Here is a 26,376-nt window from a genome sequence, read left to right as displayed (position 1 = left end):
GGTCTGATTCGGCCTCAGTTTTCGGGGGCGAGACGAGAATGACTTACACACTCCCGTGAAACTTATTCGGTCGTCTCGCTGACCTGGGGCGATGCAGAACGCTTCATCGCCGAGAGCGGAGTATGTAAGCCAACTTCGTCTTCGGCCCATTCGCGCGCGGCACTGTCGCGACCGCGTCCTCCTGTGCGACCCGTGCAGCGCACATGTCGTGGTGAGAACGGCTGTCCGTGCCGCAGTCCCGACCACGACACGCAGTTTTCAAGGTCGTTCAGGGACGGGTCCGCGGGGACGGTCGGCAGGGACGGGGACGGTCGGCATGGACGGTCGGCGCTCAGAGGGCGCTGAGACCCTCGTCGAGGAGGGCGACGGCGCGCTCGACCTCCTCCGGGGTGACGACGCACGGCGGCACCATGTGCACCCGGTTGGCGACGATCATCGGCAACAGCCCCGCGTTCTGCAGCGCGTCCTTGAGCGCGGCCATCGGCGCGGCACCCAGCGGCTCCTTGGTCCCGCGGTCGGCGACGAGTTCGACGGCCCAGAACACCCCGACTCCGCGCACCTCGCCGATGACGTCGTGCTTGTCCGCGAGGGCGACCAGAGCCGGTCCGAGGTGGTCGCGTCCGATCGTCGCGGCGTGCTCGACAGCACCCTCGTCGGCCATGGCGGTGAGGTTCGCGACGACGGAGGCGGCGGCCAACGGGTGCCCGGAGTACGTCAACCCGCCGGGGAAGACCCGCTCGTCGAAGGCGGCCGCGATGTCGTCGCTGATGATGACGCCGCCGACCGGCACGTAGCCGGAGTTGGACCCCTTGGCGAACGTGATGAGGTCGGGCCGCACGTCGTGGGCGTCGAGCGCGAGCCACTGGCCGGTGCGCCCGAAACCGCACATCACCTCGTCGAGGATGAGCTTGATCCCGTACCGGTCGGCGATCTCGCGCACGCCGGCCAGGTAGCCGGGAGGCGGCACCATGACCCCCGCGGTGCCGGGCACCGTCTCCAGGAGGATCGCGGCGACCGTCTCCGGACCCTCGCACTGGACGACCCGCTCGAGGTGGTGCAGCGCCCGCTCGCACTCCTGTTCCGGCGAGTTCGCCCAGAACTCACTGCGGTACAGGTACGGACCGAAGCAGTGCACGTGTCCGCGCGCGTACTCGTTGGGGTAGCGCCGCCAGTCGCCGGTCGCGACGATCGAGGCGCCGGTGTTGCCGTGGTACGAGCGGTACCGGCTGATCACCTTGTCGCGCCCGGTCACCAGGCGCGCCATGCGGATCGCGTTCTCGTTGGCGTCGGCGCCGCCGTTGGTGAAGAACACCTTCTCGAAGCCCTCGGGCGCGCGCTCGGTGATGAGCCGGGCCGCCCTGGCCCTGGTCTCGTTCGCGAACGGCGGCGCGACGGTGGCGAGCGTGTCGAGCTGCTCGCGCAGGCCGGCGAGCAGCTTCGGGTGCTGATGCCCCATGTTCGTGAAGACGAGCTGACTGGCGAAGTCGAGGTAGCGCGTGCCGTCGACGTCCCAGACCTCGCTGCCGAGGCCGCCGGCGAGCGGCAGGGGATTCAGGCTCCCCTGCGCCGACCAGGAGTGGAAGACGTGCGCCAGGTCGGCCTTCGTCACGTCGGCGTTCGTGGCCAGGCCGGCGGGTTCGGTGGTCATGGTGCCCTCCGTGCGGGTTGGGTGATCTGAAGTGTCGCAGCCGGCGCGCACCCCTGGCGACGCGCCCTACGCGCGGAAGGGAGCCAGAGCCGCCTCGACGCGGGCCCGGTCGTCGACGCTCAGCGGCTGGATGGGGGCCCGAGGCGGTCCGACCGGGTGGCCGAGGATCTCCAGCCCGGCCTTGAGCCCCGCGGCGTAATTGCTCACCGACTCCAACGCGTCGCTGAGCGTCCACAGGTCGCGCCACAATTCGCGCCCGCGCCGCAGGTCGGCGTCGACCGCGAGGGCCTCGTACAGTGCGACCGCCTGCTCGGGCACGAGCCCGGCCGCGCCCCACACCGCGGCCTGCGCGCCCGTCGCCAGGCCCATGAACGTCAGGGTGTCCCAGCCGTTGAAGGCCGTGATGGAGTCCGATCGGTTGACGATGAGGTCGGTCAGGGTCACCGCGTCGCCGGAGGTGTCCTTGAGGTAGTCGAGCCCGTCGATCCGGCCGAGCTGCGCGATCTGGTCGGCGTCGAGCTTGATCCCCGTGGCGTCGGGCAGGTTGTAGTAGATGATCGACACATTGATCGCGGCCGACAGCTCGGTGAGGAAGGCCGTCAGTTCCGGGAGACTGAGTGGCTCGTAGAACGGGGCGACGACCATGATCGCGTCGGCGCCGACGCGCTCGGCGTGCTGGGCGAGGTCGACAGCCTCGGCGGTCGTCATGGCGCCGATGCCGACGACGACCGGCACACGCCCGGCCGCCGCCTGCACGTACGCCTCCATGACCCGGCGGTACTCGTCCGGCGACAGCGAGAAGAACTCGCCGCTCGAGCCGCATGGCACGAGGCCGTGGATGCCGGCGGCGATGAGTCGTTCGGTCTGCGCGACGATCGCCTCCTCGTCGACGGTTGAGCCATCGGCGCTGAACGGGGTGGTGACGGCAGCCAGAATTCCCTTGAGCTGCACGGGCTTACGGGTCATCATCGAACTCCTTGCAGTCGCTGGTCGACGGCGCCCGCCGCACGTCGGCGGCGCGAGAAGCGGGCGGGCGAGAAGGCGTCGAGCACCGGATTGTGGCGCTCACGTAGCACAAGATCAGTCATGACGGAGGCGGCGCCCGGCCCGAACGTGATGCCCATCATCCCGTGCCCGCCGGAGACGAACGCGTTGTCGAGACCGGCCAAGGGGCCCATGACCGGCAACCCGTCGGGGGTCATCGGCCGCAGCCCGGCCCGCGGTTCGAGGTCTGCCGGCGAGGGCGCCTGCCAGTCGCGGAAATAGCGCCCCGGGGCCGCGAGGATCGCCGCGACACGCACCCGGTCGAGCCGCTCGTCGAGGCCGCCGAACTCCATCGTCCCGGCGAGCCGCAGCCGCGTGGCCAGCGGCGTCACCGCAACCTTCGCGTCGGCCAGATTGACGCACGTGCGCAGCACAAGTGGCGCGACGTCGACGCTGTACCCCTTGCCGGGGCGCACCGGCACCTGCGCGGCCACACCGGCTCCGAAGAGGCGGGCGAGGCGCCCCGACCACGCGCCCGCCGCGAGCACGTAGGCGTCGGCCTCGATCGCACGGCCGCCGGCGACCAGCCGGCGCACCCGGCTCCCGTCGCGTTCGACCCGCTCCAGCGGCGCGTTCTCGATGATCGTCGCGCCGAGCTCCAGGAGCCGGGCGTGCAGCCCACGCATGAGCGCGTTGGGGTCGAGGTAGGACTCGTGCGGAAAGTAGATGCTGCCGCGCACCTGCTCGCTCAACTGCGGCTCGCGCTCGTGCACGGCGTCGCCGACGAGCACCTGCGGGTCGAGCCCGTGCTCGCGGGCGATGCCGAGAGTCGCCAGGTGCGCATCGAAGTTCTCGCGCTCGCGGTAGGCGAGCAGCAAGCCGCCGCTGCGCAACTCGAAGTCGATGCCGTCGGCGCGGTAGTCCGCGTAGCCGACGTCGGCGGCCCGGGCCAGCGCGAGGCTCGCCCGGTAGCCCGCGAGGTTGGCCTGCGAGGTGCACGCGCGCCACATGCCGTACATGAATCGCGTGAACTCCGGGCTCGCGCTGGGGCGGATGTACAGCGGGCTGTCGCGACGCAGCATCCAGGCCAGCGACTTGGTCACCATGCCCGGCCCGGGCACCGGCGCACTTTCACCCGGGCAGTACCAGCCGGCGTTCACCTCGGCCGCACCGCGACCCGTCCGGCGGGCGTCGACCACCGTGACGTCCGCGCCCTCGCGCGCCAGGTGGTAGGCGGTCATGAGGCCGATGGCACCGCCTCCGACGATCGCGACTCGACGAGCCGCGCTGGTCACGGACGGTCCAGGTCGAACACGCGCCCCGTCTGCACGCCGAGCACGGACTTGACGAACAGCTGGCCCACGGAGTGCGACGAGACCGGCTCGAAGCCGGGGAACGCGGAGTGGTAGCCGGGGGCGTCGGCGAGCACCGAGGGGCTCACGGCGTTGATCCGCAGGCCGCGCGGCAGTTCGCAGGCGGCGGCCATGACGAAGGCCTCGACGGCGCCGTTGGCGGCGGAGGCGGCCACGCCGGTGCGGATCGGTTCGCGGGCGAGGATGCCGGTGGTCAGCGTGAACGAGCCGCCGTCGCGCACGTACGGGGTGCCGATCTGCACGAGGTCGATCTGGCTCTGGGCCTTGCCGAGGTAGCCGGTGACGAAGTCGTCGCGGCTCAGCTCGGCGAGCGGTTTGAATGGCACGGCGCCCGCGGCGCACACGACCGCGTCGACCTCGCCGACCTGCTCGAAGAGGGCGCGGATCGACTGCTCGTCGGTGGCGTCGACGGTCAACTCCCCGGAGCGGGAGGCGGCCAGCACCTCGCAGCCGCTGCCGGCGAGCGCGCTCGCCGCCGCACTGCCCACCACGCCGGACGATCCGATCAGCAGAACCTTCACGCAGAACACTCCTTTGCCGCTCGTCTCCGCTCGCTCATCAGCGAGCCACCGGAACCACCACTCTTGCAGATTGTCAGACAGGCAAGCAACCGGGCTGGGGCCTGGGAGGTTTCAGCCGCCGGCGCCGAGGTCAGCGTCGGCACCGGGCCTGGGCGGTTTCAGCCGCCGACGCCGGGCCCGAGGTCGGTCTGCGCCCACAGGTCGGCGACGGCGTATCCCGCGGGAAAGGGGTCGCCGGGATCGAGCCGGAGCCGGGCCTGCCCGGTGATCCACGCGCGCCCCTCGATCGACGGCAGCACCGCGGGGTGGCCGCCGACGACGAGTTCCTCGTGCAGCAGGCCGGTGAAGGTCGTGCCGAGCGCGCCCTCGTGAACGAATTCCTGCCCGAGACGAAGCTGCCCGCGGGCGTGCAGACAGGCCATGCGCGCACAGGTTCCGGTGCCGCACGGAGACCGATCGAGGGTGCCGCGCCACGTCGAGTCGTCGCGCGCATCGAGCGGGCCGCTGGGCAGCACAACGGTATTGCGGGCGTCGACGCGCCGGTCGACCCGCCGGTCGGCGGGCCCGGTGAGCATGACGAGGGCGATCTCGTCGATGTCGGGCTCGGTGGGGTGCCGCACGGCATGCTGCTCGCGGGCCGAGGCTAGCAGGCCCATCGCGGCGCGGGCGATCGCGGGAGCGTTGGCGGCGCCGAGCTCGACGCCGAGCGCGGCGGCGGGCGCCTGCACGTAGAACTGCCCGCCGAAGGCGATGTCGGCAGACACCGTCCCGATGCCGAGCACGTCGACCGGCAGGTCGAGCCCGACGACGAACGAAGGCACGTTGCGCACCTGCACGGAGGTGACCTCGCCGCCGCTCACGCGGGCCACGGCCTCCACGGGGCCGGCGGCGGTGTCGAGACGCACGAGGGTCTGCGGCTCGCGCCTGGCCAGCACGCCCGTCTCCAGGAGGGCGGTCACGGCACACATCGTGTTGCTGCCCGACATCGGCCGGAACCCCGCCTGCTCGAGCACGATGATCCCCGCGTCGGCGCCCGGCGTGACCGGCGGCGTGACGAACACCCCGCACAGCGCCGGGTACCCCCGCGGCTCACGCAGCAGCAGCGTGCGCAGCCGGTCGAGATGCCGTTCGCACCACGCGAGCCGCTGGGCCATCGTCTCGCCCTCGATGCCCAGGCCGTCGGCGAGCACGACGCGACCCGGCTCCCCCTCGGCGTGCACGTCGATCACCTCGAGGGCCAGGGCCTCGTGAAGATCGAGTCGCGCGTCTGAGTCCATGGCTAACACCTCGCGGATCGAAGGATATGGCGCGTCGGGCCCGTCGCCCGTGCGCTGGCCCAGACCCTAGGTCAGGGTCTGGTCGCTGGGCCGAATGCACTCGGACGCAAGGGTTCCCGCGACGACCGCTCGCCGAACACCACGCGGCGAACCCTTGCGCATCCGACGAATCGCCTGTCAGTCTCCGTGCTCTGGCTAGTCGACCTCGGAGGTGGGGCAATGGACAAGCGGCAGCAGATCGACCACGCCAAGGAGCACGTCCTGGACCCCATCGTCGTGTGTCGTACGGGCGAGTCGAACGTCGAAGCGGCCATCGTCGGCAGCGCCCCCAGTCGCCTGGTGCAGCACGCGCCCGTGGTCGTGGCGACATGAGTCGGCTCGCACTGGCCGCGCCAGCCTTCACGCCCGCCGCCGACGGTGTCGACGCGACCCTGCAGCGCTACTTCGGCCCGTTCGCCGAGGGATTGGCCGGGATCGTCTTCTACGCGGTGCCGATCTTCGGCACCGCGGTCCCGCTCATCGTCGGCTGGCTCGTCGTCTGCGGCACGTTCTTCACCCTCTGGTTGAAGTTCCTCAACGTGCGCGGCATGAAGCACGCCCTCGACCTCGTGCGCGGCAAGTACACCCCCGCCGACGCCCCGGGCGAGGTCACCCACTTCCAGGCGCTGGCCACCGCACTCTCGAGCACGGTCGGGCTCGGCAACATCGCCGGCGTCGCGGTCGCCATCACGATCGGTGGCCCGGGCGCCGCCTTCTGGATGTTCGTCGCGGGATTCGTCGGCATGTCCACGAAGATGGCGGAGTGCACGATGGCGGTGAAGTTCCGCAAGGTCCACGCGGACGGCACCGTCTCCGGCGGGCATATGTGGTACTTGCGCGACGGGCTCGCCTCGATCGGCCGGCCGACCCCCGGTGTAGCCCTCGCCACGACCTGGGCGGCGTTCATGATGATCGCGGCCATCGGCACAAACGCGTTCCAGTCCAATCAGGCCACGACTCAGCTGGTCAACGTCGCCGGGACCGGCGGCCTGGGCACTTTCCTCGGCGAGAACCGCTGGACGATCGGCCTGGCGACGGCGCTCATCACCGGCGCGGTCATCATCGGCGGGATCAAGTCGATCGCTCGGGTCACCGAGATGATGGTGCCGCTCATGGCGATCCTCTACGTCGGCAGCTGTCTGATCGTGCTCGGGGCCAACATCAGCAACATCCCGGCGGCCGTGTCGAAATCGTCACCCACGCGTTCTCCCCAGAAGGCGTCGCCGGCGGCGCCATCGGCTCGCTCATCGTCGGCTTCCAGCGGGCCACGTACTCCAACTCGGCCGGCGTCGGCGACGCCCCCATCGCCCACTCCGTCGTCAAGACCAACCGCCCGGCGAGCGAAGGCTTCGTAGCCTCTCTGGAGCCGTTCGTCGACACCATCATCATCTGCTCGATGACGGCCCTGACGATCGTGGTCACCGGCACATGGCGCGGCGCCGAGGGCATCGAGGGCGTCACGATCACCTCGCACGCCTTCGCGACGGTGGCCGACTGGTTCCCCTACGTGCTGGCCGTGGCCGTCTGGTTATTCGCCTACTCGACGATCCTGAGCTACGCCTACTACGGCATGAAGGCCTTCGGTTCACTGTTCGGCGACAACCGGCTCGCCGAGAACATCTACAAGGTCATCTTCCTGAGCTTCACGGTGATCGGGGCCGCCACCCTCGGACCGGTCATCCTCTTCGCCGACTCGCTGCTGTTCCTGCTGGCGCTGTGCAACGTCTTGGGCCTGTACTTCCTCGCCAAGGTGATCCGCAAGGAGTTCAGCGACTATTGGACCGGGCTGCATGCCGGAGAATTCGCCGAGATCCCGCCGCGGGAGCGCTTCATCCTCGGTGCTCAAGCGCAGCGGCGCCTCACCACGGAGGAGTCGACCAGCCCGTGACAGGTCCGGCGTCCGCGTCGGCCGCCGTATGATCGGCGAGTGCCTGACAATCAGACGAGTGGACGAGCGGCGACTGCACGTCCCGCCAGTTCAGCGGCCAGCGGCTCATGACGGAGACGGTGGCGCGGGCCGCGTCGGCCTCCGGCCGCTCCGGCGCCCTGGCCCCCATCGCGTCGATGAGCCGGCGGGACGGGGCGATCGCGGCGATCCGCCGAGCGATCGTGACCGGCGACCTGCAGCCGGGCGAGAAGCTCACCGAGAACCGGCTGTCGGCCTCCTTGAACGTCAGCCGGCCGACGATGCGCGAGGCGCTGACGCAGCTCGCGCAGGAGGGGCTGCTCGTGCAGGAGCCCTACCGCGGGCTGCGCGTGGCCGACGTCGACCCGGGCACGATCATGGACACCGCCCGCGCCCGCATGGCCCTCGACACCCTCGCCGCGCAGGATGTGCTCGCCGACGACACCGGCTCCCGCCTGGCGCAGGTGGAGGCGGCGTGGGCCGACTACGACCGACTCGCCCTCGATGCCGACCCGGTGGCGGCGCACGAGGCGCACGTGGCGTTCCACCGCCGCCTGTGGGAGGCGTCGGGCAACTCGATGCTCATGCGGCTGTGGCCGGCCACCGAGGCGCAGCTGACGATCCTGCTCGCCCGCGACCAGCAGACCCGGCGCGACCCGAGGCGGGCCCGTGACGTGCACCGCGCCATCGTCGAGGCGATCCGCACCCGCGACCCCGACCGCATCCAGCAGGCCCTGGAGGCCCACACCATGGCCAGCGCCCGCGAGCTCGTCGCCCTCCTGCAGCGGCCGCCCCGTTGACGAAAGGCCTCAGTCCGCCCAGTTATCGGGGGTAAGTGTCACCTCGTACGGCACGGTGGCCGTCCACGACTCCCCGGCCGCGACCTCCGCGGCGAGTTCGTGGCGGCCCTCGCGCAGCTGGTAGGCCGTCAGGCTCGGCCCTTCCGGCTCGACGAGCCAGAACGCGGGCGTCCCTGCCCGCTCGAAACGCTCCCGCTTGAGCACCCGATCGATCCGGCGGCTGCTCGGCGACATCACCTCGACAGCCAACTCCGGGCGACCACGTAGCCCCGCATCGTCGAACTGGTCGCGCTGGGCGACGAGCAAATCCGGCTCGAGCAGGCTGTCCTCGGCCAGATAGATGTCCAGCGGCGCTCCGAGCACGATGAGGTCCTTCGGGCAGGAAGCGTGCAACTGCCGATAGAGGCCGAACACCACGATCTGGTGGATCGGACGCGGAGCGGCGCTCACGATGAGCGCCCCGTCGAGCAGCTCATAGCGCCGCCCGTCCTCCGGTAGCGCGTCCCGCTCCGCCCGAGTCCAGACCCGATCGTCGTGGATGGTCGTGGCCATAACCGTCATGGTGCCCCCTTCGGGCCCAAACCTCCACGCGCAGGTCCCGGCACGGTCGTGACCGAACGTCAAGAGTGCGTGTCGCGGTGAGGACTGCGGCGCGAAACCGCAGGCGCGACCGCACCACGCAGTCTTGAGGGTCGTTGGGGCGTCAGCCGAGGCCGACGAGGCGGGCGACGACGGGCAGGCACAGGATGATGAGGATCGCGCCGATGATGTCGAAGCTGATCCCCGAGCGGATCATCCGGGTGATCGGCACGACGCCGGAGCCGTAGACGATCGCGTTCTGCGGCGTGGAGACCGGCAGCATGAACCCGAAGGAGGCGCCGAAGGTCGCGGCGAGCGCGGGCACGAGCGGGTTGACGCCGATCGCCACAGCCAGCGGGATGATGATCGGCACGGTCACCGCGGCCGCCGCCGTGTTGCTCGTCGTCTCCGAGATGAGGATCGCCAGCAGCACCGCGAAGACCGTCAGCGCGACCAGGCTCGTCACGCCGAAGACGTCCGCCGCGGCCGTCCCGATGGTCTGCGCCAGCCCGGTGTCGTCGAGCAGCGCGCCGAAGATGATGCCGCTGCCGAAGAGCACGATCGTGCCCCAGTCGATCTTGGCGGCGTCGTCCCAGCTCATCGTGAAGCGCCGCTCCTTCCAGTCGACGGGCAGCATGAACAGCAGGCACGCGCCGGCGATCGCGACGATGCCCTCGTTGAGGCGGTCGCTGATCACCGAGGCGACCGGGTGGTCGTCGCCGAAGAACACGTTGAGCACCGAGGGCAGCAGCCAGCCGACGACCGTGAATAGGAACGCGATGATCGTGTTGCGTTCGGCCCGCGAGATCGGCCCGAGGTCGGCCTTCTGATGCGCGAGGAACTCCTCGACACCCTCGAGCTTGCGCACCTCCGGCTTGTTGATGAGCGTGAGGATGATCGCGAGCGCGAAGAACATCACCGTGCAGATCGGGAACGCGATCGCGAACCACTGGCCGAAGTTGATCTGCTCGCCGGTGGCCTCCTCGATGAGCCCGCGGCCGATGAGGTTCGGCGGGGAGCCGACGGGGGTGAGCAGGCCGCCGACGCTCGCCGAGTACGCGAGCATGAGCATGAACGCGGTCGCGACCTTGAGCTTGGTGGGGTCGAAGCCGGGCGCCACGTCGCCGCGTTCCTGGAGCATCTTGGCGATGACCGCGACGATGCCGATCGCGGTCGGCAGCAGCATCGCGACCGTCGCCGTGTTCGACACGAACGCCGACAGCAGGCAGGTCACGGTGCCGAACGCGAGCAGCACCCGCATCGTCGACTTACCGACGCCGGGAAGCCCCAGGAGCCAGTAGGCGATCCGGCGCGCGACGCCGTGCATCATCATCGCCTGCGCGAGGATGAACGCCCCGATGAACGTGAAGACGGTCGTCGACCCGAACGGCGCGACCGCGTCGCGCGCGGGCACCACCCCGAAGAACACGATCGCCGCGATGCCGATGAGGCCGCCGACCGGGATCGGCACCGGCTCGGTGATCCACAGCACGATGACGCCGATGAGGATCGCGGCCAGCTGGTGCTGCGCGGTGTCGATGCCGAGCGGCAGCAGCAGGAAGACGATCGTGAACAGCGGGGCGAGGAACCACCCGCTCGTCTGGCGGATCCGCTCGACCCGCTCCTCGGCGTCACTGAGCCGCTCACCGCCGAGCGCGTTCTTGTCGCCGAGCAGAACCGCCTCGACGTCGGTCCAGCCCTCGCGTCGTGTCGTGGTGGCCACGCTGCCTCCCGAAGTCGGGTTGAGCCGGTGTCACCGGCCCCCGCCGAAGGCCCACCTCGAGGGAGCCGCACGTCGCACACCGGTGTGTTCGCGATTCGGGAACTTTGGCGCACAGCACCCATTGCGGTCCAAGACCGGAATACGACACAGCACATAGGCTCGACCTATGGACGGACCGCGACTCGAGACCCGGCAGCTGCGCTATTTCCTCGCCGTCGCCGAACACGGCACGCTGACCCGCGCGGCCGACGAGCTGCGGATCGCCCAGCCGTCGCTCTCGCAGGCCATCGCCCGGCTCGAGCAGCAGCTGGGAATCCCGTTGTTCCACCGCGTCGGTCGCCGGGTCGTGCTCAGCGAGGCGGGTCGCGACCTGCTCGAACCGTGCCGCCGCGCGCTGCGCACGATGCAGGCCGCCGAGGACGCGGTGCACGCCAACCGGCAGGCCCACCGCGGGCGCCTCGTCATCGCCACGATGCCCAGCGCCGGCATCGCGCCGGGTGCCCAGATCGTCGCGGACTTCGCGGCCGCGCACCCGGGGGCCACCGTCTCCATCATCGGCGGCTGGACCGCCGAGGAGGTGACGGGCATGGTCAAACAGGGCCTCGTCGAGATCGGCCTCATTGCCGCGGCCCGGCTGCGGCGGGAGAAGGACCTCGCGGTCGTGCCGCTCGGCGCCCAGCCCCTCGTGCTCATCTCCGCCGACCCCGGCCCGTGCCCGGAGCGCGACGAGCTGCGCGTCACCGACCTCGCCGGCTGCCGGCTCATCACCTCCCACCCCGGGAGCCTGATGCGCCAGATCGTCGACGAGGTGCTGCTCGACCAGCCCGACACCCGCATCACGTGCGAGGTCGACCATCGGGCGATGATCCTGCCGCTCATCCTCGCCCGGGCCGGCGAGGCGATCCTGCCGACGGCGTGGCGGGAGCTTGCGGAACGCTCGGGGCTGCGGGTGCGGCCCCTGACCGACTCCCCGCGCATGTGGTCGGCCGCGGTGTGCCGAACCCAGGGCCTCACGCCGCTGGCCACCGACTTCCTCGCCACCCTCGAAGGCGTCGCCAGGGATCGATAGGAGCGGCCGATAAGCGCGATGGGCACCCGGTCTTGGACGCGAACCCGCCACCCTCGGTTGACTAGGGGCAATCCCATCCCCGGCCGCAAGGAGCTCACCGATGAGCACGACGTTCAGCATCGCCACGATCCCCGCCGACGGCGTCGGCAAGGAGGTCGTCGCCTCCGGACGCGCCGTGCTCGACGCGCTGGCCGCCCGCTCCGGCGACGGACTCGCCTTCGACTTCGTCGAATACCCCTGGGGCACCGACTACTACACCGAGCACGGCGTGATGTTGGACCCGACCGGGCTCGATGAGCTGAAGAAGCACGACGCGATCTACTTCGGCGCCGTCGGCTGGCCCGGGGTGCCCGACCACATCACGCTGTGGGGCCTGCGGCTGAACATCTGCCAGAGCTTCGACCAGTGGGCCAACGTGCGCCCCGTGCAGTTCCTGCCCGGCGTGACCTCACCGCTGCGCGCGGCCGACGACACCGAGCTCGACTGGGTGTGCGTGCGGGAGAACTCCGAGGGCGAGTACGCCGGCTTCGGCGGCCGCAACTTCGCCGGCCGCGGCCCCGGCGGCGAATTCGCCGTGCAGTCGGCGATCTTCAGCGAGTTCGGCAGCGAGCGAATCATGCGGTTCGCCTTCGACTTGGCCCGCACCCGCACGCGCAAGAAGGTCTCGTGCGTGACGAAGAGCAACGCCCAGCAGTACGGCTTCGTCATGTGGGACGAGGTCTTCGACCGCGTGCGCACCGACTACCCCGACGTGGAGACCGAGAAGGTGCTCGTCGACGCGATGGCCGCCAAGTTCGTGCTGCAGCCGCAGGATCTGTCGGTCGTCGTCGCCTCCAACCTGCACGCCGACATTCTCTCCGACCTCGGCAGCGCCCTCGCCGGCAGCCTCGGGCTCGCGAGCAGCGCGAACCTCAACCCCGAGAAGCGTTTTCCGAGCATGTTCGAGCCGGTGCACGGCTCGGCACCCGACATCGCCGGCCAGGGCATCGCCAACCCGATCGGCGCCCTCGGCAGCGCAGCCCTCATGCTGGAGCACCTCGGCCGCCCCGACGAGGCCAAGTCGCTGCAGCTGGCCATCGAGCGCACCACCGGAGCCGGCATCCTCACCCGCGACGTCGGCGGCACCGCCACCACCGACCAGGTCACCGACGCCGTCATCGCCAACCTCGGCGACTGACGGGCTCGCCGCCACGTCTCCCACACGGGTCTGGGCGGTGACCGCTCGCGAGCGGTCACGTTGGTCGCTCCTCGCAACACCGCAGGTCAGCGACCCCGGTTCTCCTCGCCAAACCCAGGGGTGACCGCTCGACGGCCGCCGAGCGGTCACCCCACAGAACCGCCTGCGGTGACGGTCGACGATTCGAGACTCAGAGCGACTCGACGCGAACCGTCGCGACCATGGTGTGCGGCATCTCCGGCCCCAGCACGACGTAGTGGTCGAGCGCGTTGGCGACCTCGACGCAGACGAACCCGGGCCACGCGTCACCGATGTCGGCGGACTCGGCGGCCTTGGCCTCCCACGGGTTCCACACGACGGTGCTGTCCGACCCCTCCTTGGCGACGACGATCCGCCGCCCCGAGCCCTCGTCGACGACCGTGGCGACCCGCGAGTGGTCGTACACCCGGTCGGTGCGCCCCGCCAGCCGCAGGTCGCCGGACTGCACCTCCTGCGAGTCGCTCACCTTGTCCGTATACCGGTGCCCCGCAAGCCCTTCGACCCGCACACCCCGCACGTCGGAGACGGCGAAATAGCTGTGCAGCGCCTCCTCCATGAGCAGCCCGTCGACCCCCGCGGTGATCGTCAGCGCGAGTTCGAGCTCACGACCCACCCGCACGACGTACTCCGCGCTCACATTGGACGGCTCACCGGCCGGCACCTGCGCGTCCGCGCCCGACAGCGTGAACCGCAGCACCACGTCGCCGCCGTCCCGCCGTGCCGAGGCCAGCCGCCACGTGGCGGTGCGGAACCACCCGTGCGCCACCGGTTTGTCCCCGTCGCGCCCGGGCCCGAACCATGGCGCGCACAGCGGCACACCCCCGCGAATGGCCTTGCCCGGCGCGAACGACGACGTCGGGCTGAGCCAGAGCACCTCCGTCGCCCCGGCGGGCGCCCAGGAGGTCACATGCGCCCCCTGCAGATACACCTGCGCCACAACGGAGTCGGTGTGCACGGCGACCGCCGGCAGCCCACCTTCCCCCTCGACCAGGCTCACGCCGTCGGGCAGTTCGGGCAGCTGCACGTCATCGGTGTGCGTCATGGCACCGACGGTAGCGCCGGTTCACCGCAGCTGGGCGACGACGTACTCCCACGCCTGCGGGCTCGCGGCGGCGACGAGTTGCCCACCGACCGACGCGTGCGCCGTGCCGGGCAGGTAGCGCGAACCGTCCAGGTGCCGCACCACCCCGCCGATCTCCTCGACGAACAGGCTCCCGGCGGCGTGGTCCCACGGCAGTCCGCGGCTGTAGGCGATGGCGTCGACACGGCCCTCGGCGAGCATCGGGTAGTCCACCCCGCAGCACCACGCGGTTCGCCCGAACTGCAGCGTGCCGTGTCGACCCTCCTGGTCGGGCCGCGACGTAACCGCCCGCAGGGAGGCGGGGTCGATCTCGGGCGCCGGGCGCGTCACCGGCTCCCCGTTGCGGGTCAGGCCGGCGCCGCGCTCACACACGTAGGCCAGTTCGTACTCCGGTTGCCAGATCCAGCCGCGCACGCACTCCCCGGAGCGCAGTTCGGCGACCATGACGGCGTGGTCGGTGCGGCCGTGGACGAAGTTCTTCGTGCCGTCGACGGGGTCGATGAGCCAGGCGTGGGGGGCCTCGCCGAGCCGGTCCAGCAGTCCCGGGTCGGCGGCGGTCGCCTCCTCGCCGACGACGAGCGCGTCGGGCTGCCGCTCGCGCAGCCAGGCCGCGATGATCGCCTCGGCCTCCCGATCGGCGACCGTGACGAGGTCACCGGGGTTCTTCTCCATGACCTGCTCGGACCGCAGACTGCGGAATCGCGGGGTGATGACCTGCGCGGCGACGTCCTGGATGAGGGCGAGCACGGAGTCGGTGTCCACGGCCCCACGTTCTCACAACCGGCCCTGGGCGATGCCGGGTGACCCCTGGCCCGACCCCGATTCCGGAGCCCGCACACGACGACGGCGGGACCGCGTTCCCCAACGCGATCCCGCCGTCCTCTGAAGTGTCGAAGCGCCCTGCCCGTGCCCTCGCGTACCCCCGTCGCGAGGGAATGGCCGTTGCGCCTGCTCCCCTCCCTTTGGTGCTCCCGGTTGCCCGGGTCTTCCCCCAACGATCGGGCTCCCCCAGCCCTGTTCTGCTCGGGCTCCCCCAGCCCGTGTCCCCAACTGCTCGGGCTCCCCCAGCCCGTTCCCCCTGTCGGCGTCACCCCTCGGCCCCCCCAGCCGATCGGACTCCGCCGTCGTGCCCGGCCTCCCCAGGCCGGTGACTGCGCCGTGTCGGTCGGTCGCCCCCACGACCTTCCTTAACGCCCGTCTTGTGCAAGCGTACTGAACGCTCGTCCATTGCCAACAATGCTTGTCGACAAGTCGTGAAACCTGCTGTGCGCCAGCTGGATATACGACGGGGCCGGATGATCCGAAGATCACCCGGCCCCGTCGATGGACGCGTTCACTCGCGCGTATCGGACTCCTTGGCCGACTCCTGCGTGGCCTCGTTCTCGAGGCGGATCTGGCGGCCCTGGTCGATGAGTTCGTCGCGCTTGGCGGCGGCCTTGTCGCTGGCGCTCGTGCCGCGCGGCGGCAGTTGCAGCGTCTTCTCGGCCTTGATGCCGGCCTGGAGCTGGCGGGCCCGCTCGAGCTCGGCGTCGACCTCCGCGCCGAACAGCAGCGCGAGGTTGGTCAGCCACAGCCACAGCAGCGCGATGATCACGCCGGCCAGCGCACCGTACGTCGCGTTGTAGTTGCCGAAGTTGCCGACGTAGAAGCCGAACGCCAACGAGGCCAGCGCCCACACGACGATCGCCACGAGGGACCCGACGGACACCCACCGGAACTTCGGCTGCTGCACGTTGGGGGTGACGTAGTACAGCAGCGCGATGATGCCCATGACGATGAGCAGGATCACCGGCCACTTGAGCCAGTCCCACAGCATGACGGTGAAGCTGCCGAGCCCGACGAGGTCGCCGACGGTCTGCGCGACCGGGCCGCTGACGACGAGCCCGATGATAACGACGACGACGAGCAGCAGGATGACGAGGGTCAGGGCGAGGAACAGCGGCCGCAGCTTCCAGATCGGGCGACCCTCGGGGATCTCGTAGACGCGGTTCATCGCGCGACTGAACGCGTTGATGTACCCGGAGGCCGACCACAGGGCACCGAGCAGACCGGCGATGAGCGCGAACCCGGCGGCCCGGGTGTTGACCATCTGGTCGATGACCGGCTGCACCTGGTCGAGCGCGTCGCGGGGCACGAACTCCCCGATCATGTTCATCAGGTACTGCACGGTGCTCTCGCCCTGGCCGAACACGCCGAGGAGGGAGACGAGCGCCAGCAGCGCCGGGAAGATCGCGAGCACCGAGTAGTAGGTCAGGGCCGCGGCCAGGTCGGTGCACTGGTCACGGGTGAATTCGTTGAACGCCTTCTTCAGCGTGTAGGTCCACGACGGCTTGGTGAGTTCCGCCGGGCTGTCGGGCTTTTCGGGGGCATCGGGGGGCGGGGCCGTGTCGGCCTTCTCGGCCGCCCGTTCCTCACTCTGGCCGGTCATGAAGCTCCTCGGGGAGGGGAAGGAGTCGGATAGGGCGAATCCGACCGTACCCCGGTGTCGCGCCGACCAAACCTCCTCCAGCCCCTGGGTGTGTCGGCAGCCGACGCCGGTGGGCCGGCGCAGCCGCACGTGGTCGCGACTGATCGCCGGCGGCCGGGGGCGCAGTCCACGCCCGGTCGCCCCGAGGGCACGCGGCGGAGTCGGATAGCGCCTGGTCCGCGGCGCGGGAGCGTACCCGCGGCTCACCCGCCGGGTGGGTCGGCCCCCGTTCATCGGCGGCACCCGCCGCCGGAGATGCGGGCAGCGCGCGGCCGGGCACCGTGAGTCCACGCGGACCTCGAGCCCATGACGGCCAATCCCCCCATCCGCGGCGCCCCGCAGGCGTCGGATCACGGGCGTGATCACACGGGGCACCGGCTGTCCTCCGGCCCCATCGGCCGTGGCGCTACGGATGTGAGAGTGCCGATGACCTGCGACGACGCGGCCCAGCAGGCCTTCGCCGCCCGGGTCAGCCGGCGTACGGCGCGACCGGCAGCCCGCGCACGCCCGGGCGGGTGGCGAAAACGCTTCCGGCGTCGGGCTGCTCACCCTCGGGCACGTTCTCGCGCGTGGTCGTGATGTAGAGCGTGGCCAGGTCGTCGCCGCCGAACGTGCAGGCCGTGACGTTGGTCACCGGCACCTCGACGACGGCCTCGAGCCGGCCATCGGGGCCGTAGCGGCGCACCTGGGAGTCGCCGTAGCAGGCCACCCACACCCCGCCCTCGGCGTCGACGCACAGCCCGTCGGGATTCGCGCCGGTCTCGACGAACGGGCGGCGCTCCACGAGACGGTCGTCGACGTTGTCGAACACGTCGATGCGACCGGTCGGGGTGTCGGCGTAGTAGGCGAGCGTGCCGTCGGGTGCGAACCCGATCCCGTTGGAGACGGTCACGCCCGTCTCGATCGGCTCCGCGGCATCGAGTGTGGCACCGAAGCGGTACAAGACCCCGGCGCCCGGCGTCTGCTCGTTGGCCATCGTGCCGCCGTACAGCGTGCCGTCGGGTGAGCACGTGCCGTCGTTGAAGCGCACGGCTGGATCGGTGACGACCGGTCGCATGACGCGCAGTTCACTGTGCTCGTCGTCGGCGAGGGCCAGCGCGTGTTCGAGGGCGACGACGAAGCCGCCGTCGCGGCGGGGGCGCACGAACGCGGCGACGGTGCCGACGTGGCGGCGGGTGACACCGTCTCCGGTGAGGGTGAGCAGGTCGCCCGCCGTCAGGTCGACATAGCGCAGTCCGCCCCACCCGGGGTGCCACACCGGCCCCTCGGCGTGGAAGGCCTGCGGTCCGGTGACGTTCTCGACGCTGCCCATGCCCCATGGCATCACGGGCGCGCACCACCTGCACCCGCTTGCACCCTCTCGCACCGATCGATCCGGACCACATGGACTACCGTCTTCCCATGGCTCGCCTACACGCCGCGGCGCGAATGGAAGACGTGATGAACCGTCGCCTCACGGGCGTGCTGCGCGATCAGTGGGGGTGGACCTGCCGGGCGATCGGCTATCCGGGGTACGGCGGCGAGACGTTCCTGCGGGTGCTGGGGCGGGTGCTGCTCTCGCGCCAGGACACCGACGAGCCGCAGACCCCGCCGAACCAGGACCCGGCGGCCCTCGACGAGCGCATCGACGCGAACGCGACGCTGCGGGAGCGGGCCGAGGAGCGACTGCGCGGGTGGCGGGCGTTCATGACGGCCCAGGCGATGGACCACCCCGTGGTCGTCAGCATCAACGGCACCGACTACGAGACGACGACGGACCGCAGCGGCTACATCGACCTGACGATCACCGACCACGGCCTGGAGCCGGGCTGGCACTCGGTGACGATCAGCCCGCGCGACGGCCGGCCGGCGAAGGCGAAGGTGCGGATCATCTCCGGCTCGGTGCGTTTCGGGCTCGTCAGCGACATCGACGACACGGTGCTCATCACGTCGCTGCCGCGACCGCTCATCGCGGCGTGGAACACGTTCATGCGCCACGAGCAGGCGCGCCACATCGTGCCGGGCATGGCGCCGATGTACCGCGAGCTGCTCGCCGAGCACGAGGGCGCCCCGATCTTCTACCTGTCGACCGGGGCGTGGAACACGTGCGGCACGCTGACCCGCTTTCTCAAGCGGCACGGCTACCCCTCGGGTCCGCTGCTGCTGACCGACTGGGGGCCGACGAACTACGGCTGGTTCCGCTCGGGGCAGGACCACAAGCGCACGACGCTGCACCGGCTGGCCCGCGAGTTCCCGCACATCCATTGGGTGCTCGTCGGCGACGACGGGCAGCACGACCCGAAGATCTACGGCGACTTCGCGCGCGACCGGGCCGATGTCGTGCGGGCGATCGCGATCCGCGAACTGACCCCCACCGAGCAGGTGCTCAGCCACGGCATCCCGGTCTCCAACGAGGGTTTCCTGCCCAAGGTGCACCGGCCGGTGCCGGTGGTGCGGGCGCCCGACGGCTACGGGCTGCTGCCGAAGGTGCGGGCGGTGCTGCGCGGCCAGGAAGTGCTCTGAGCCGATGCCCGAGCTGCCCGAGGTGCAGGCGCTGTCGGACTTCCTCGACACGCGTCTGGACGGGCTGGCGATCACCGGCGTGGAGCTCGGGTCGGTGGCGGTGCTCAAGACGTACGACCCGGCTCCGGACGCGCTCGTCGGGCTCATGGTGGCCGGGGTGGGGCGGCACGGCAAGTTCGTCGACATCGACTGCGACGGGCTGCACCTGATCTTCCACCTGGCCCGGGCCGGCTGGCTGCGCTGGTCGGAGACGGCGCCGAAAGCCCGTCTGCGCCCGGGACGTTCGCCGATCGCGCTGCGGGTTCGGTTCTCCGACGATTCGGGTTTCGACCTCACCGAGGCGGGCACGAAGAAGGGCCTGGCGGTCTACTTGGTCGAGGATCCGGCGGCGGTGCCCGGGATCGCGAGCCTGGGGCCCGACCCGCTGTCGCCGGACTTCACGGTGGAGGCGCTCGCCGGCATCCTCGCCGACCGCAAGAAGCAGCTCAAGGGGCTGCTGCGCGACCAGAGCGTCATCGCCGGCGTCGGCAACGCCTACTCCGACGAGATCCTGCACGCGGCGAAGATGTCGCCGTTCGCGCTCGCGGGCTCGCTCGACGAGCAGGCGGTGGCCCGGCTCCACGAGGCGATACTTCGCACACTTCACCGTGCGGTTGCGGCGGCCTCGGGCAAGCCGGCGGCGGAGTTGAAGGACGCGAAGCGGGCCGGGATGGCGGTGCACGACCGCGCCGGCCAGCCGTGCCCGGTGTGCGGCGACACCGTGCGCGAGGTGTCGTTCGCGGATTCGTCGCTGCAGTACTGCCCGACGTGCCAGACCGGCGGCAGGCCGTTGGCCGACCGCCGAATGAGCCGTCTCCTGAAGTAGACCTGTGCGACACGGGGTCAGCTCACCCAAAGCGTGCAGATTCGGGCACCACCGGGCCAGAAGTCCTGACGACGCCGGGGTGGGGGTGGAAGACTTTGCGCATGAGCACGCAATCGCGAGACGCCGTTCCTGCCGTGACGCAGGACGCCCTCCCCGACAACGCGGCGCTGCTCGATGTGCGCGAGAACAACGAGTGGGCCGCAGGACGGGCACCCCACGCACTTCACATCCCCATGGACGAGGTGGGCATTCGCCAGGCGGAGATACCGCGCGACCGACAGATCGTCGTCGTGTGCCGCAGCGGCGGGCGCTCCTCGCGGATCGTCGAGTTCCTGCTCTCGCGGGGCTTCGACGCCGTGAACCTCGCCGGCGGCATGCAGGCCTGGCACGCCGCGGGCCGGCCGATGACGCACGACGGACCCGGTTGCCCGACCGTCATCTGAGCGATCGGAGGCGCCGTCCGGCTCCCTGCCGGAGGTGAGCGGTCAGCCTCCGTATCGTCGCTGCAAGGCGGCGAGGCTGTCACGAATGCTCACTGCGTTGCGTTCGGGCGCCTTGATCCGCTCGATGATGCGCGGCGCCCGCGCGGTCGAGTAATCGAACGACTCGGTGACGATCGTCGAGCCGTCAGGCTGGGCCTCGAGCTCCCAGCGCCAGCGGTGGCCGCCGGGGTGCTGCCATTCGACGAGCCGGTCCTGCTCGAGAGCGGTGACGGTACTGGTGATGGCGTACGGAACGCCCATCATGCGCATGTCGACGCGAAACCGGTCGCCGAGTTCGAGTTCGCGGGGGCCGATGACACGCGTCTGGACGGTGCCGGACCCGTCGACCTCGTGGTGACGGTGGGGGTTGGCCAACATCCGCCACAATTCGTGCACGCTTGCGTTGACACGCGCTCGCAGGGCCACGACGCGAGGGGCCGCGTCGACCTTCTCGATGGACTGCTCCATGGGCGCCACCCTTGGGCGGTCGTCTGAACACCACCCGACACGTGGGCTTTGTGGCCCTTGACTGCGGGGGAAGACCGGCCGAGAAGCGGCCGATCCGTTTCTCTGCGTGTCTCTGTCGAATCGACTAGAGCTGCGAATAGATTGCTCGCGTGGACCCGATTCGCAACCCTTACGCGCCCGGAGCCGGGCAGCGCCCGCCGGAGCTGGCCGGTCGTGACGAGCAGCTGCGCACGTTCGAGGTGGTGCTCGAGCGCATCGCCCGAGGGCGCCCGGAGCGCTCGATCGTGCTGACGGGCCTGCGCGGCGTGGGCAAGACGGTGCTGCTCAACGCGCTACGCGGCACGGCGGTGCGGGCGGGCTGGGGCTCGGGCAAGTTCGAGGCGCGGCCGGAGCAGGGGCTGCGGCGGCCGATGAGCGCGGCGCTGCACGTGGCGGTGCGCGAATTGGGGCACCCCGCCTCGGAAGAGGTCGACCAGGTGCTGGGCGTCATCAAGGCGTTCGCGCTGCGGGAGGCGCCGGCGAACGCGAAGCTGCGCGACAAGTGGCAGCCGGGTATCGACGCGCCGGCGCAGACGGGGCGGGCCGACTCGGGCGACATCGAGATCGATCTCGTCGAGTTGCTCACGGACGTAGGCGGGCTGGCGGCCGACGTGGGCAAGGGCGTGGCGATCTTCATCGACGAGATGCAGGACCTGGGGGCCGATGACGTGTCGGCGCTGTGCGCGGCGTGCCACGAGATCAGCCAGAACAGTCTGCCGGTGATCGTCGTCGGCGCCGGCCTGCCGCACCTGCCGGCGCTGCTATCGGCGTCGAAGTCCTACTCGGAGAGGCTGTTTCGCTACACCCGGATCGACCGCCTGGACCGGGATGCAGCGGAGTTGGCGCTGCAGTCTCCGGCCCGCGAGGAAGAGACGGAGTGGGGCGCCGACGCGCTGGAGGCGATGTACCACGCGACGGGCGGCTACCCGTACTTCATCCAGGCGTACGGCAAGGTGGCGTGGGACGTGGCGCCGAAGTCGCCGATCACGGCCGACGACGTGACGGTCGCCAGCCCGGAGGCCGAGGAGGAACTGGGAGTCGGCTTCTTCGGCTCGCGCTTCGAACGCGCCACCCCCGGCGAGCGCGAATACCTGCGCGCGATGGCCGACGTGGCGGCCGAGTTGTTCGCCGCCGGCGAGGAGTTGGACGAGACGGAGTCGGTGCCCACCGCCACGGTCGCCAAGCACCTAAACCGCAAGCCGCAGTCGCTGTCTCCCGCGCGGGACGGGCTGTTGAAGAAGGGCCTGATCTACTCCGGCGAACGCGGCCGCATCGCGTTCACGGTTCCGCACTTCGGAAAGTACCTGCGCAACACGGCGTGACTCACGTGGCGAGCGTGGCGAGCAGTGGTGTCCGCAACGCGTCAAAGTGAGACTCTCGCGAGTTGCGTGGGACAAGTGAGCCGACAAACGGCCCCGTTGGCGTGAGAAATGAGACGCCGGAGGGAGGCGAGCCAGGCCGCAGTGTCGCGACCAAGCCCGGGCCCACCCCGGCTGCGAACGTCCGCTCATGGCGCGGCCGCGCGTGGTCGCGGTGTCATGCCGATGAGCACGCTCCGGCACCTGGGCGCGACGAGCCCCGGGCAGTTCAAGGTTCCGGGGCCCGCCTCTGTCGTGCCGCTCAGTCGAACCGCTGAAGGAGCTTCAGCATGTGGGGGGTCCCGGTGGGTGAACCCGGCGTTGGGCTGCTTCTTGTCGAGAGCGCTGATGGCGGCCATCTCGTCGTCGGCGAGCGCGAAGTCGTAGACGTCGATGTGGGCGAGCAGCGGCTCGGCGTGGGTGCTCTTTGCGACGAGCGTGGCGCGTCGCTGGACGATCGATCCAGCACACGATGACCTGCGGAACCGTGACGCCGTAGGCCTGGGCGATGGCGACGATGGCCGGCTCCTCACGGATCGCGGTGTTGCCTTGTCTCAGCGGACCCCACGCCTGCAGGGCTGCCAGGCTGCTCGCACCGTTGCTGGCGTTGATGACCAGCTCCGCGAAGGCGCCGGGCCGCAAGGCTCAAGTCGTCGCGAGCTGGGTATGCAGGTAACGCTTCATGAGGTCGCGGGCGTCCAGTTCGAAGAGGTCGAGTCGGCGAGTGTGGCGCAGCAGGAGCAAGCCTGACGCGTGAGCGAACGTGTCCGCAGCGACGCGCGCGGAGGCATCGGCCCCGAAAACCTCCTCTGCCGCTTCACGGATCGGGGCCAGTGCGGCGATAAGGGCGGCATTGAGCCGGCGGTTGATGTGGCTGTCGGTGAGCCCTCGGGGGGCCACGCCGCCGGAGAACAGGTAGAAACCCATGTCGAGGTCCTGCGGGTTGGCGTCGTAGAAGTCGTAGAACGCCAGGGAGGCGGCCTGGTACCGCATCGCCGGCCCACCTTCACCAGGCAAGGTGGCCGTCGCCTCGGTTGCGGCGCGCAACCGTGTCAGGGACTCCTCGAGGGCGGCGGCGTAGATGTCGTCCTTCGTCGAGAAGTACCCATAGATCGCCCCGGGGGCGTACCCGGCCTCGTTCGCGATCGCGCGGATGCTCGCCTTCTGCAGGCCGTCGCGCGCGAACACCCGCAGCGCTGATCCGAGGATGTGGGCGCGCTTGGCTTCGTTCACGGCGGCCAGGCGCTCGGCGCGTGCGTCGTCGGACATGGCACTCCCTCTACCCAGGAACTGGACGATGATGCTACCTTCTGAACACTGTTCAGAAGAATGAACCTCGCTCAACGGCCCTGGCAGTTCAGCCCTTCTCGGCCCGCCTGGCTCCGAGCCCGCTCTGCACCTGAGGAGTTGTCTTGCCGCACGACACCACACACCCCGAGGCGAACACCCGCGCACCATTGATGAGCGGAGACGACTTCCGCGAGTCCCTGCGCGGGCTGAATCCCGTCGTCTATGTCGACGGATGCCGGATCGACAACGTTGCCGACGAGCCGATGCTGCGACCGGGCGTGAACGCATTGGCGTACACGTACGACTACGCCCTGCGTCCCGAACTCGAGCCCATCGCCCTGGCCGTGGCCCGCGACCGCAACAGGATCGTCGACCGGATGCTGCATATCGACGCCGACCCCTCCGACCTGCTCAACAAGCTCGAAGCCGTCCGCCACCTCTGCCAAGAGACCGGATGCGCCCAGCGGTATCTGGCCCACGACGCCCTCAACGGCATCCATCAGGCGGTCGCACACATCGACGACGCCCGCGGTGGCCGTGAACAGCGGGAACGGTTCGCCGCATACCTAGCCGACGTCCAGGACAGAGACCTGGCCCTCGGGGTGGCGATGACCGACGCCAAGGGTGACCGCAGCCTCAAACCGCATCAGCAGAACCGGGCAGACGCCTACGTCCATGTCGTGAGCCGCGACGCCCGCGGGATCCGTATCAGCGGCGCGAAGGCCATCGTGACGGGCGCGCCCTACATGCACGAACTCCTCGTCATGCCGAGCCGCAACATGGGCGCCGACGACGCCGACTTCGCCGTGTGCTGCGCGGTTCCGGTCGACGCGGAAGGCGTGACAATCGTGGCGCGGCCGGCAGGTCGGCCCGGGGAGCGGCCCGAACACGGTGACCCGCTGTTCTCGCGACGGTACGGCCAGTCGACCGCCGTCGTTCTTTTCGACGACGTGTTCGTTCCCTGGGAGCGGGTCTTCCTCGACGGCGAGTGGGAACGCAGCCACGTCCTGACGTACAGCTACGCCACCCACCACCGGCACAGCTGCATCGCCGCGCGCGCCGGTTTCGGCGACCTGCTCATCGGCGCAGGGACACTCATGTGCGAGGCCAACGGCCTCGATCCCGACCGGAAGGCGGCACTCCGCGACCCCATGGTCGAACTCATCACCATCACCGAGGGGTTCTACGCCTGCGGGGTCGCAGCCAGCGTCTACGCCACGCAGGACGAGCATTCCGGGTCGTTCATGCCCGATCCGGTGTTCTCCAACATCGGCAAGTTGCTGCTGTCCACGCAGATCTACGACATGCACCGCCTCGCCCACCAGGTGTCCGGCGGCCTCATCGTCGCTCTGCCGGGACCTGACGAGGACCACAACCCTGCGACAGCGGCGCGCCTGTCCGAGGTGCTCCAGGCCAACCCGGACGTGCCATATGAGCAGCGCATCCAGGTGGCACGCTTCCTGGAGGATCTGACGGCGTCCTATCAAGGCGGCTGGTACTCCGTGATCAGCCTGCACGGGGGAGGCTCCCCGGCCGCCATGAAGCAGGAGATCTGGCGCAACTACCCCGTCGGTTCCAAGGTCGAACTCGTCGAACGGCTGCTCGATCGCGGACTGGCAGCAGCCGAGCACTCGTCGGGACGCTCGATCACCAGGAACCGTCAACCCGGCCGGTGCTGCGCCACCGGATGCACACCACCCGGCCAGCCGCTGATGATCCCCCTCCCGAACCCCTCGAAGACGCAGAACACCCCCTGACGTCCTCACGGAGCCTGCACCCCGTCGACGGTCACGAAATTCCACACCTCGTACACGCGAAGCTTGCCGTCGATGACGGCACTGTCGTGGTGCAGGAGGCCTCGGGCCAGCGGCCGGGAAAGTCGAGAGCGCGGCCTGCGGCGGCGTAGTCGTCAACGGTGAGCGTGTCGTACTGCAGGGTCATCGAGATGGCCATGACGGTTCCTCTTTCTGGGTCTGGGGGCCGGTGATCAACGGCCGGCGGTGTCGCCGCGCTTCACCTGGATGGTCACGTCGAAGGTGCCGAGGAGCTGGGCGAGCTGGAAGTACAGGCGCATGTACATCTCCGATCCGCGGGCGCCGATGATGCCGCCGAGGTCGATGACGGCGTCGCGGTGCCAGCCGAACGACTCGAGGATGCCGAGCGCGACCTGCTTGGCCTGCCCGTCGTCGCCGGCGATGAAGAGGTTGTGTTCGCCGGGGATGCGGGACGGGTCGACCATGACCTCGCAGAAGACGGTGTTGAGCGTCTTGACGACCTTGGCCTCGGGGAAGGCGCGCTGCAGCTGCTCGCCGAGACTGTCGGTGTTGGCGACGGTGAGCATGGGCGGCATGCCCTGGCTCAGGTCGAGCGGCAGCGCGACGTCGATGAGCACCTTGCCCGCGAGGTTCTCCGCCCCGACGCCCTCGATCGCGGCAAGGCTGTTCGCGCCGTTGCTCGCGTTGATGACCAGCTCGGCGAAGGCGCCGGCCTCGGCGAGCTGCAGCAGGCGGACGTTGGTGTGCTCGGCGGCCCACCGGGCGTAGGGCACGGTGCCGAGGGCGTCGGGTTCGGTGCGGGCGAGGGTGGCCCGCGGGTCGCGGGTGCCAATGACGACCTCCTGGCCGAGCCCTGCGAGGCGGGCGGCGAGGACGCGGTCGTGCACCGTGAGTACCGGGTTGCGGATAGGTGT

Annotated in this window: 24 protein-coding genes and 1 pseudogene; 11 read left to right on the top strand and 14 right to left on the bottom strand. The window is 70.2% G+C overall.

Going from position 1 to position 26,376, the window contains the following annotated elements:
* Nucleotides 1-331: 331 nt before the first annotated feature.
* From PINTE_RS07990 to PINTE_RS07970, 5 genes are all read right to left on the bottom strand, one after another.
* Entirely contained in the window at nt 332-1,648 is a 1,317-nt protein-coding gene (locus tag PINTE_RS07990; RefSeq protein WP_068428418.1) for an aspartate aminotransferase family protein, read from the bottom strand.
* 66 nt (nt 1,649-1,714) lie between these two features.
* Entirely contained in the window at nt 1,715-2,614 is a 900-nt protein-coding gene (locus PINTE_RS07985) for a dihydrodipicolinate synthase family protein (protein ID WP_068428416.1), read from the bottom strand.
* Entirely contained in the window at nt 2,614-3,927 is a 1,314-nt protein-coding gene (locus PINTE_RS07980) for an NAD(P)/FAD-dependent oxidoreductase (RefSeq protein ID WP_281178838.1), read from the bottom strand. Before PINTE_RS07980 ends, PINTE_RS07985 begins: the two co-directional genes overlap by 1 nt.
* A complete protein-coding gene (locus tag PINTE_RS07975) occupies nt 3,924-4,526 on the bottom strand; it encodes a short chain dehydrogenase (RefSeq protein ID WP_068428438.1) in 603 nt (200 codons plus the stop codon). Before PINTE_RS07975 ends, PINTE_RS07980 begins: the two co-directional genes overlap by 4 nt.
* A 158-nt stretch (nt 4,527-4,684) precedes the next feature.
* A complete protein-coding gene (locus tag PINTE_RS07970) occupies nt 4,685-5,803 on the bottom strand; it encodes a proline racemase family protein (protein ID WP_068428412.1) in 1,119 nt (372 codons plus the stop codon).
* A 219-nt stretch (nt 5,804-6,022) separates the two neighbouring features.
* Here PINTE_RS07970 and PINTE_RS22630 point away from each other — a divergent pair, with 219 nt between their 5' ends.
* The 3 genes and pseudogenes from PINTE_RS22630 to PINTE_RS07960 all read left to right on the top strand — a co-directional run bounded on the left by PINTE_RS22630 (nt 6,023) and on the right by PINTE_RS07960 (nt 8,548).
* Nucleotides 6,023-6,175, top strand: a complete 153-nt coding sequence (locus PINTE_RS22630) for a universal stress protein (RefSeq protein WP_157087128.1) — start codon at nt 6,023-6,025, stop codon at nt 6,173-6,175.
* A pseudogene (locus tag PINTE_RS25025) lies at nt 6,172-7,730 on the top strand (alanine/glycine:cation symporter family protein). The gene PINTE_RS22630 and the pseudogene PINTE_RS25025 overlap by 4 nt, the downstream one beginning before the upstream one ends.
* A 107-nt stretch (nt 7,731-7,837) precedes the next feature.
* Nucleotides 7,838-8,548, top strand: coding sequence for a GntR family transcriptional regulator (locus tag PINTE_RS07960; protein ID WP_068428411.1), 711 nt, complete (start codon nt 7,838-7,840; stop codon nt 8,546-8,548).
* Between the two features lie 9 nt (nt 8,549-8,557).
* Here PINTE_RS07960 and PINTE_RS07955 read toward each other — a convergent pair whose 3' ends face one another.
* On the bottom strand, nt 8,558-9,100 hold the full coding sequence (locus PINTE_RS07955) for a Uma2 family endonuclease (RefSeq protein ID WP_068428435.1): 543 nt from the start codon (nt 9,098-9,100) through the stop codon (nt 8,558-8,560).
* A 151-nt stretch (nt 9,101-9,251) separates the two neighbouring features.
* Complete coding sequence (locus tag PINTE_RS07950; protein WP_068428410.1) at nt 9,252-10,850, bottom strand: SLC13 family permease; 1,599 nt, start codon at nt 10,848-10,850, stop codon at nt 9,252-9,254.
* 166 nt (nt 10,851-11,016) lie between these two features.
* On the opposite strand from PINTE_RS07950, the gene PINTE_RS07945 reads away from it, so the two are divergent.
* Both PINTE_RS07945 and PINTE_RS07940 read left to right on the top strand, forming a co-directional pair.
* On the top strand, nt 11,017-11,919 hold the full coding sequence (locus PINTE_RS07945; RefSeq protein ID WP_068428401.1) for a LysR family transcriptional regulator: 903 nt from the start codon (nt 11,017-11,019) through the stop codon (nt 11,917-11,919).
* Nucleotides 11,920-12,019: 100 nt separating this feature from the next.
* Nucleotides 12,020-13,096, top strand: coding sequence for a tartrate dehydrogenase (locus PINTE_RS07940; protein ID WP_068428398.1), 1,077 nt, complete (start codon nt 12,020-12,022; stop codon nt 13,094-13,096).
* 190 nt (nt 13,097-13,286) lie between these two features.
* On the opposite strand, the gene PINTE_RS07935 is transcribed toward PINTE_RS07940, so the two are convergent.
* The 4 genes from PINTE_RS07935 to PINTE_RS07920 all read right to left on the bottom strand — a co-directional run bounded on the left by PINTE_RS07935 (nt 13,287) and on the right by PINTE_RS07920 (nt 17,995).
* The gene (locus tag PINTE_RS07935) at nt 13,287-14,177 is read right to left on the bottom strand and encodes a D-hexose-6-phosphate mutarotase (RefSeq protein ID WP_068428396.1); all 891 of its coding nucleotides are present in this window, start codon (nt 14,175-14,177) and stop codon (nt 13,287-13,289) included.
* Between the two features lie 21 nt (nt 14,178-14,198).
* Nucleotides 14,199-14,978, bottom strand: a complete 780-nt coding sequence (locus PINTE_RS07930; RefSeq protein ID WP_068428394.1) for an inositol monophosphatase family protein — start codon at nt 14,976-14,978, stop codon at nt 14,199-14,201.
* Between the two features lie 571 nt (nt 14,979-15,549).
* On the bottom strand, nt 15,550-16,644 hold the full coding sequence (locus tag PINTE_RS07925) for a YihY/virulence factor BrkB family protein (RefSeq protein WP_068428392.1): 1,095 nt from the start codon (nt 16,642-16,644) through the stop codon (nt 15,550-15,552).
* Between the two features lie 508 nt (nt 16,645-17,152).
* A complete protein-coding gene (locus PINTE_RS07920) occupies nt 17,153-17,995 on the bottom strand; it encodes an SMP-30/gluconolactonase/LRE family protein (RefSeq protein WP_068428389.1) in 843 nt (280 codons plus the stop codon).
* An 89-nt stretch (nt 17,996-18,084) separates the two neighbouring features.
* Here PINTE_RS07920 and PINTE_RS07915 point away from each other — a divergent pair, with 89 nt between their 5' ends.
* The 3 genes from PINTE_RS07915 to PINTE_RS07905 all read left to right on the top strand — a co-directional run bounded on the left by PINTE_RS07915 (nt 18,085) and on the right by PINTE_RS07905 (nt 20,493).
* Nucleotides 18,085-19,185: an App1 family protein phosphatidate phosphatase gene (locus PINTE_RS07915; protein ID WP_068428387.1), complete on the top strand. Its 1,101-nt coding sequence runs from the start codon at nt 18,085-18,087 to the stop codon at nt 19,183-19,185.
* 4 nt (nt 19,186-19,189) lie between these two features.
* Nucleotides 19,190-20,050, top strand: a complete 861-nt coding sequence (locus PINTE_RS07910) for an Fpg/Nei family DNA glycosylase (RefSeq protein ID WP_068428385.1) — start codon at nt 19,190-19,192, stop codon at nt 20,048-20,050.
* Nucleotides 20,051-20,151: 101 nt separating this feature from the next.
* Nucleotides 20,152-20,493, top strand: a complete 342-nt coding sequence (locus PINTE_RS07905; protein ID WP_068428379.1) for a rhodanese-like domain-containing protein — start codon at nt 20,152-20,154, stop codon at nt 20,491-20,493.
* 42 nt (nt 20,494-20,535) lie between these two features.
* Here PINTE_RS07905 and PINTE_RS07900 read toward each other — a convergent pair whose 3' ends face one another.
* Complete coding sequence (locus tag PINTE_RS07900; protein ID WP_068428378.1) at nt 20,536-21,000, bottom strand: SRPBCC family protein; 465 nt, start codon at nt 20,998-21,000, stop codon at nt 20,536-20,538.
* Between the two features lie 149 nt (nt 21,001-21,149).
* Between PINTE_RS07900 and PINTE_RS07895 the strand changes: the two genes are divergently transcribed.
* Nucleotides 21,150-22,361: an ATP-binding protein gene (locus tag PINTE_RS07895; protein WP_068428375.1), complete on the top strand. Its 1,212-nt coding sequence runs from the start codon at nt 21,150-21,152 to the stop codon at nt 22,359-22,361.
* 326 nt (nt 22,362-22,687) lie between these two features.
* Entirely contained in the window at nt 22,688-22,873 is a 186-nt protein-coding gene (locus tag PINTE_RS22625) for a hypothetical protein (RefSeq protein ID WP_157087127.1), read from the top strand.
* Between the two features lie 169 nt (nt 22,874-23,042).
* On the opposite strand, the gene PINTE_RS07890 is transcribed toward PINTE_RS22625, so the two are convergent.
* A complete protein-coding gene (locus PINTE_RS07890) occupies nt 23,043-23,666 on the bottom strand; it encodes a TetR/AcrR family transcriptional regulator (protein ID WP_068428374.1) in 624 nt (207 codons plus the stop codon).
* 191 nt (nt 23,667-23,857) lie between these two features.
* On the opposite strand from PINTE_RS07890, the gene PINTE_RS07885 reads away from it, so the two are divergent.
* On the top strand, nt 23,858-25,444 hold the full coding sequence (locus tag PINTE_RS07885; RefSeq protein ID WP_068428370.1) for a 4-hydroxyphenylacetate 3-hydroxylase family protein: 1,587 nt from the start codon (nt 23,858-23,860) through the stop codon (nt 25,442-25,444).
* A gap of 230 nt (nt 25,445-25,674) precedes the next feature.
* Here PINTE_RS07885 and PINTE_RS07880 read toward each other — a convergent pair whose 3' ends face one another.
* Entirely contained in the window at nt 25,675-26,349 is a 675-nt protein-coding gene (locus tag PINTE_RS07880) for an NADPH-dependent F420 reductase (RefSeq protein ID WP_245642845.1), read from the bottom strand.
* Nucleotides 26,350-26,376 lie beyond the last annotated feature (27 nt).

Origin of the sequence: Piscicoccus intestinalis NBRC 104926, from assembly GCF_001515525.1 — a bacterium.
GTDB classification, from domain to species: domain Bacteria; phylum Actinomycetota; class Actinomycetes; order Actinomycetales; family Dermatophilaceae; genus Kineosphaera; species Kineosphaera intestinalis.
The sequence above is the reverse complement of the archived record's forward strand: the minus strand, read 5'-3'. Positions and strand labels throughout refer to the sequence as shown.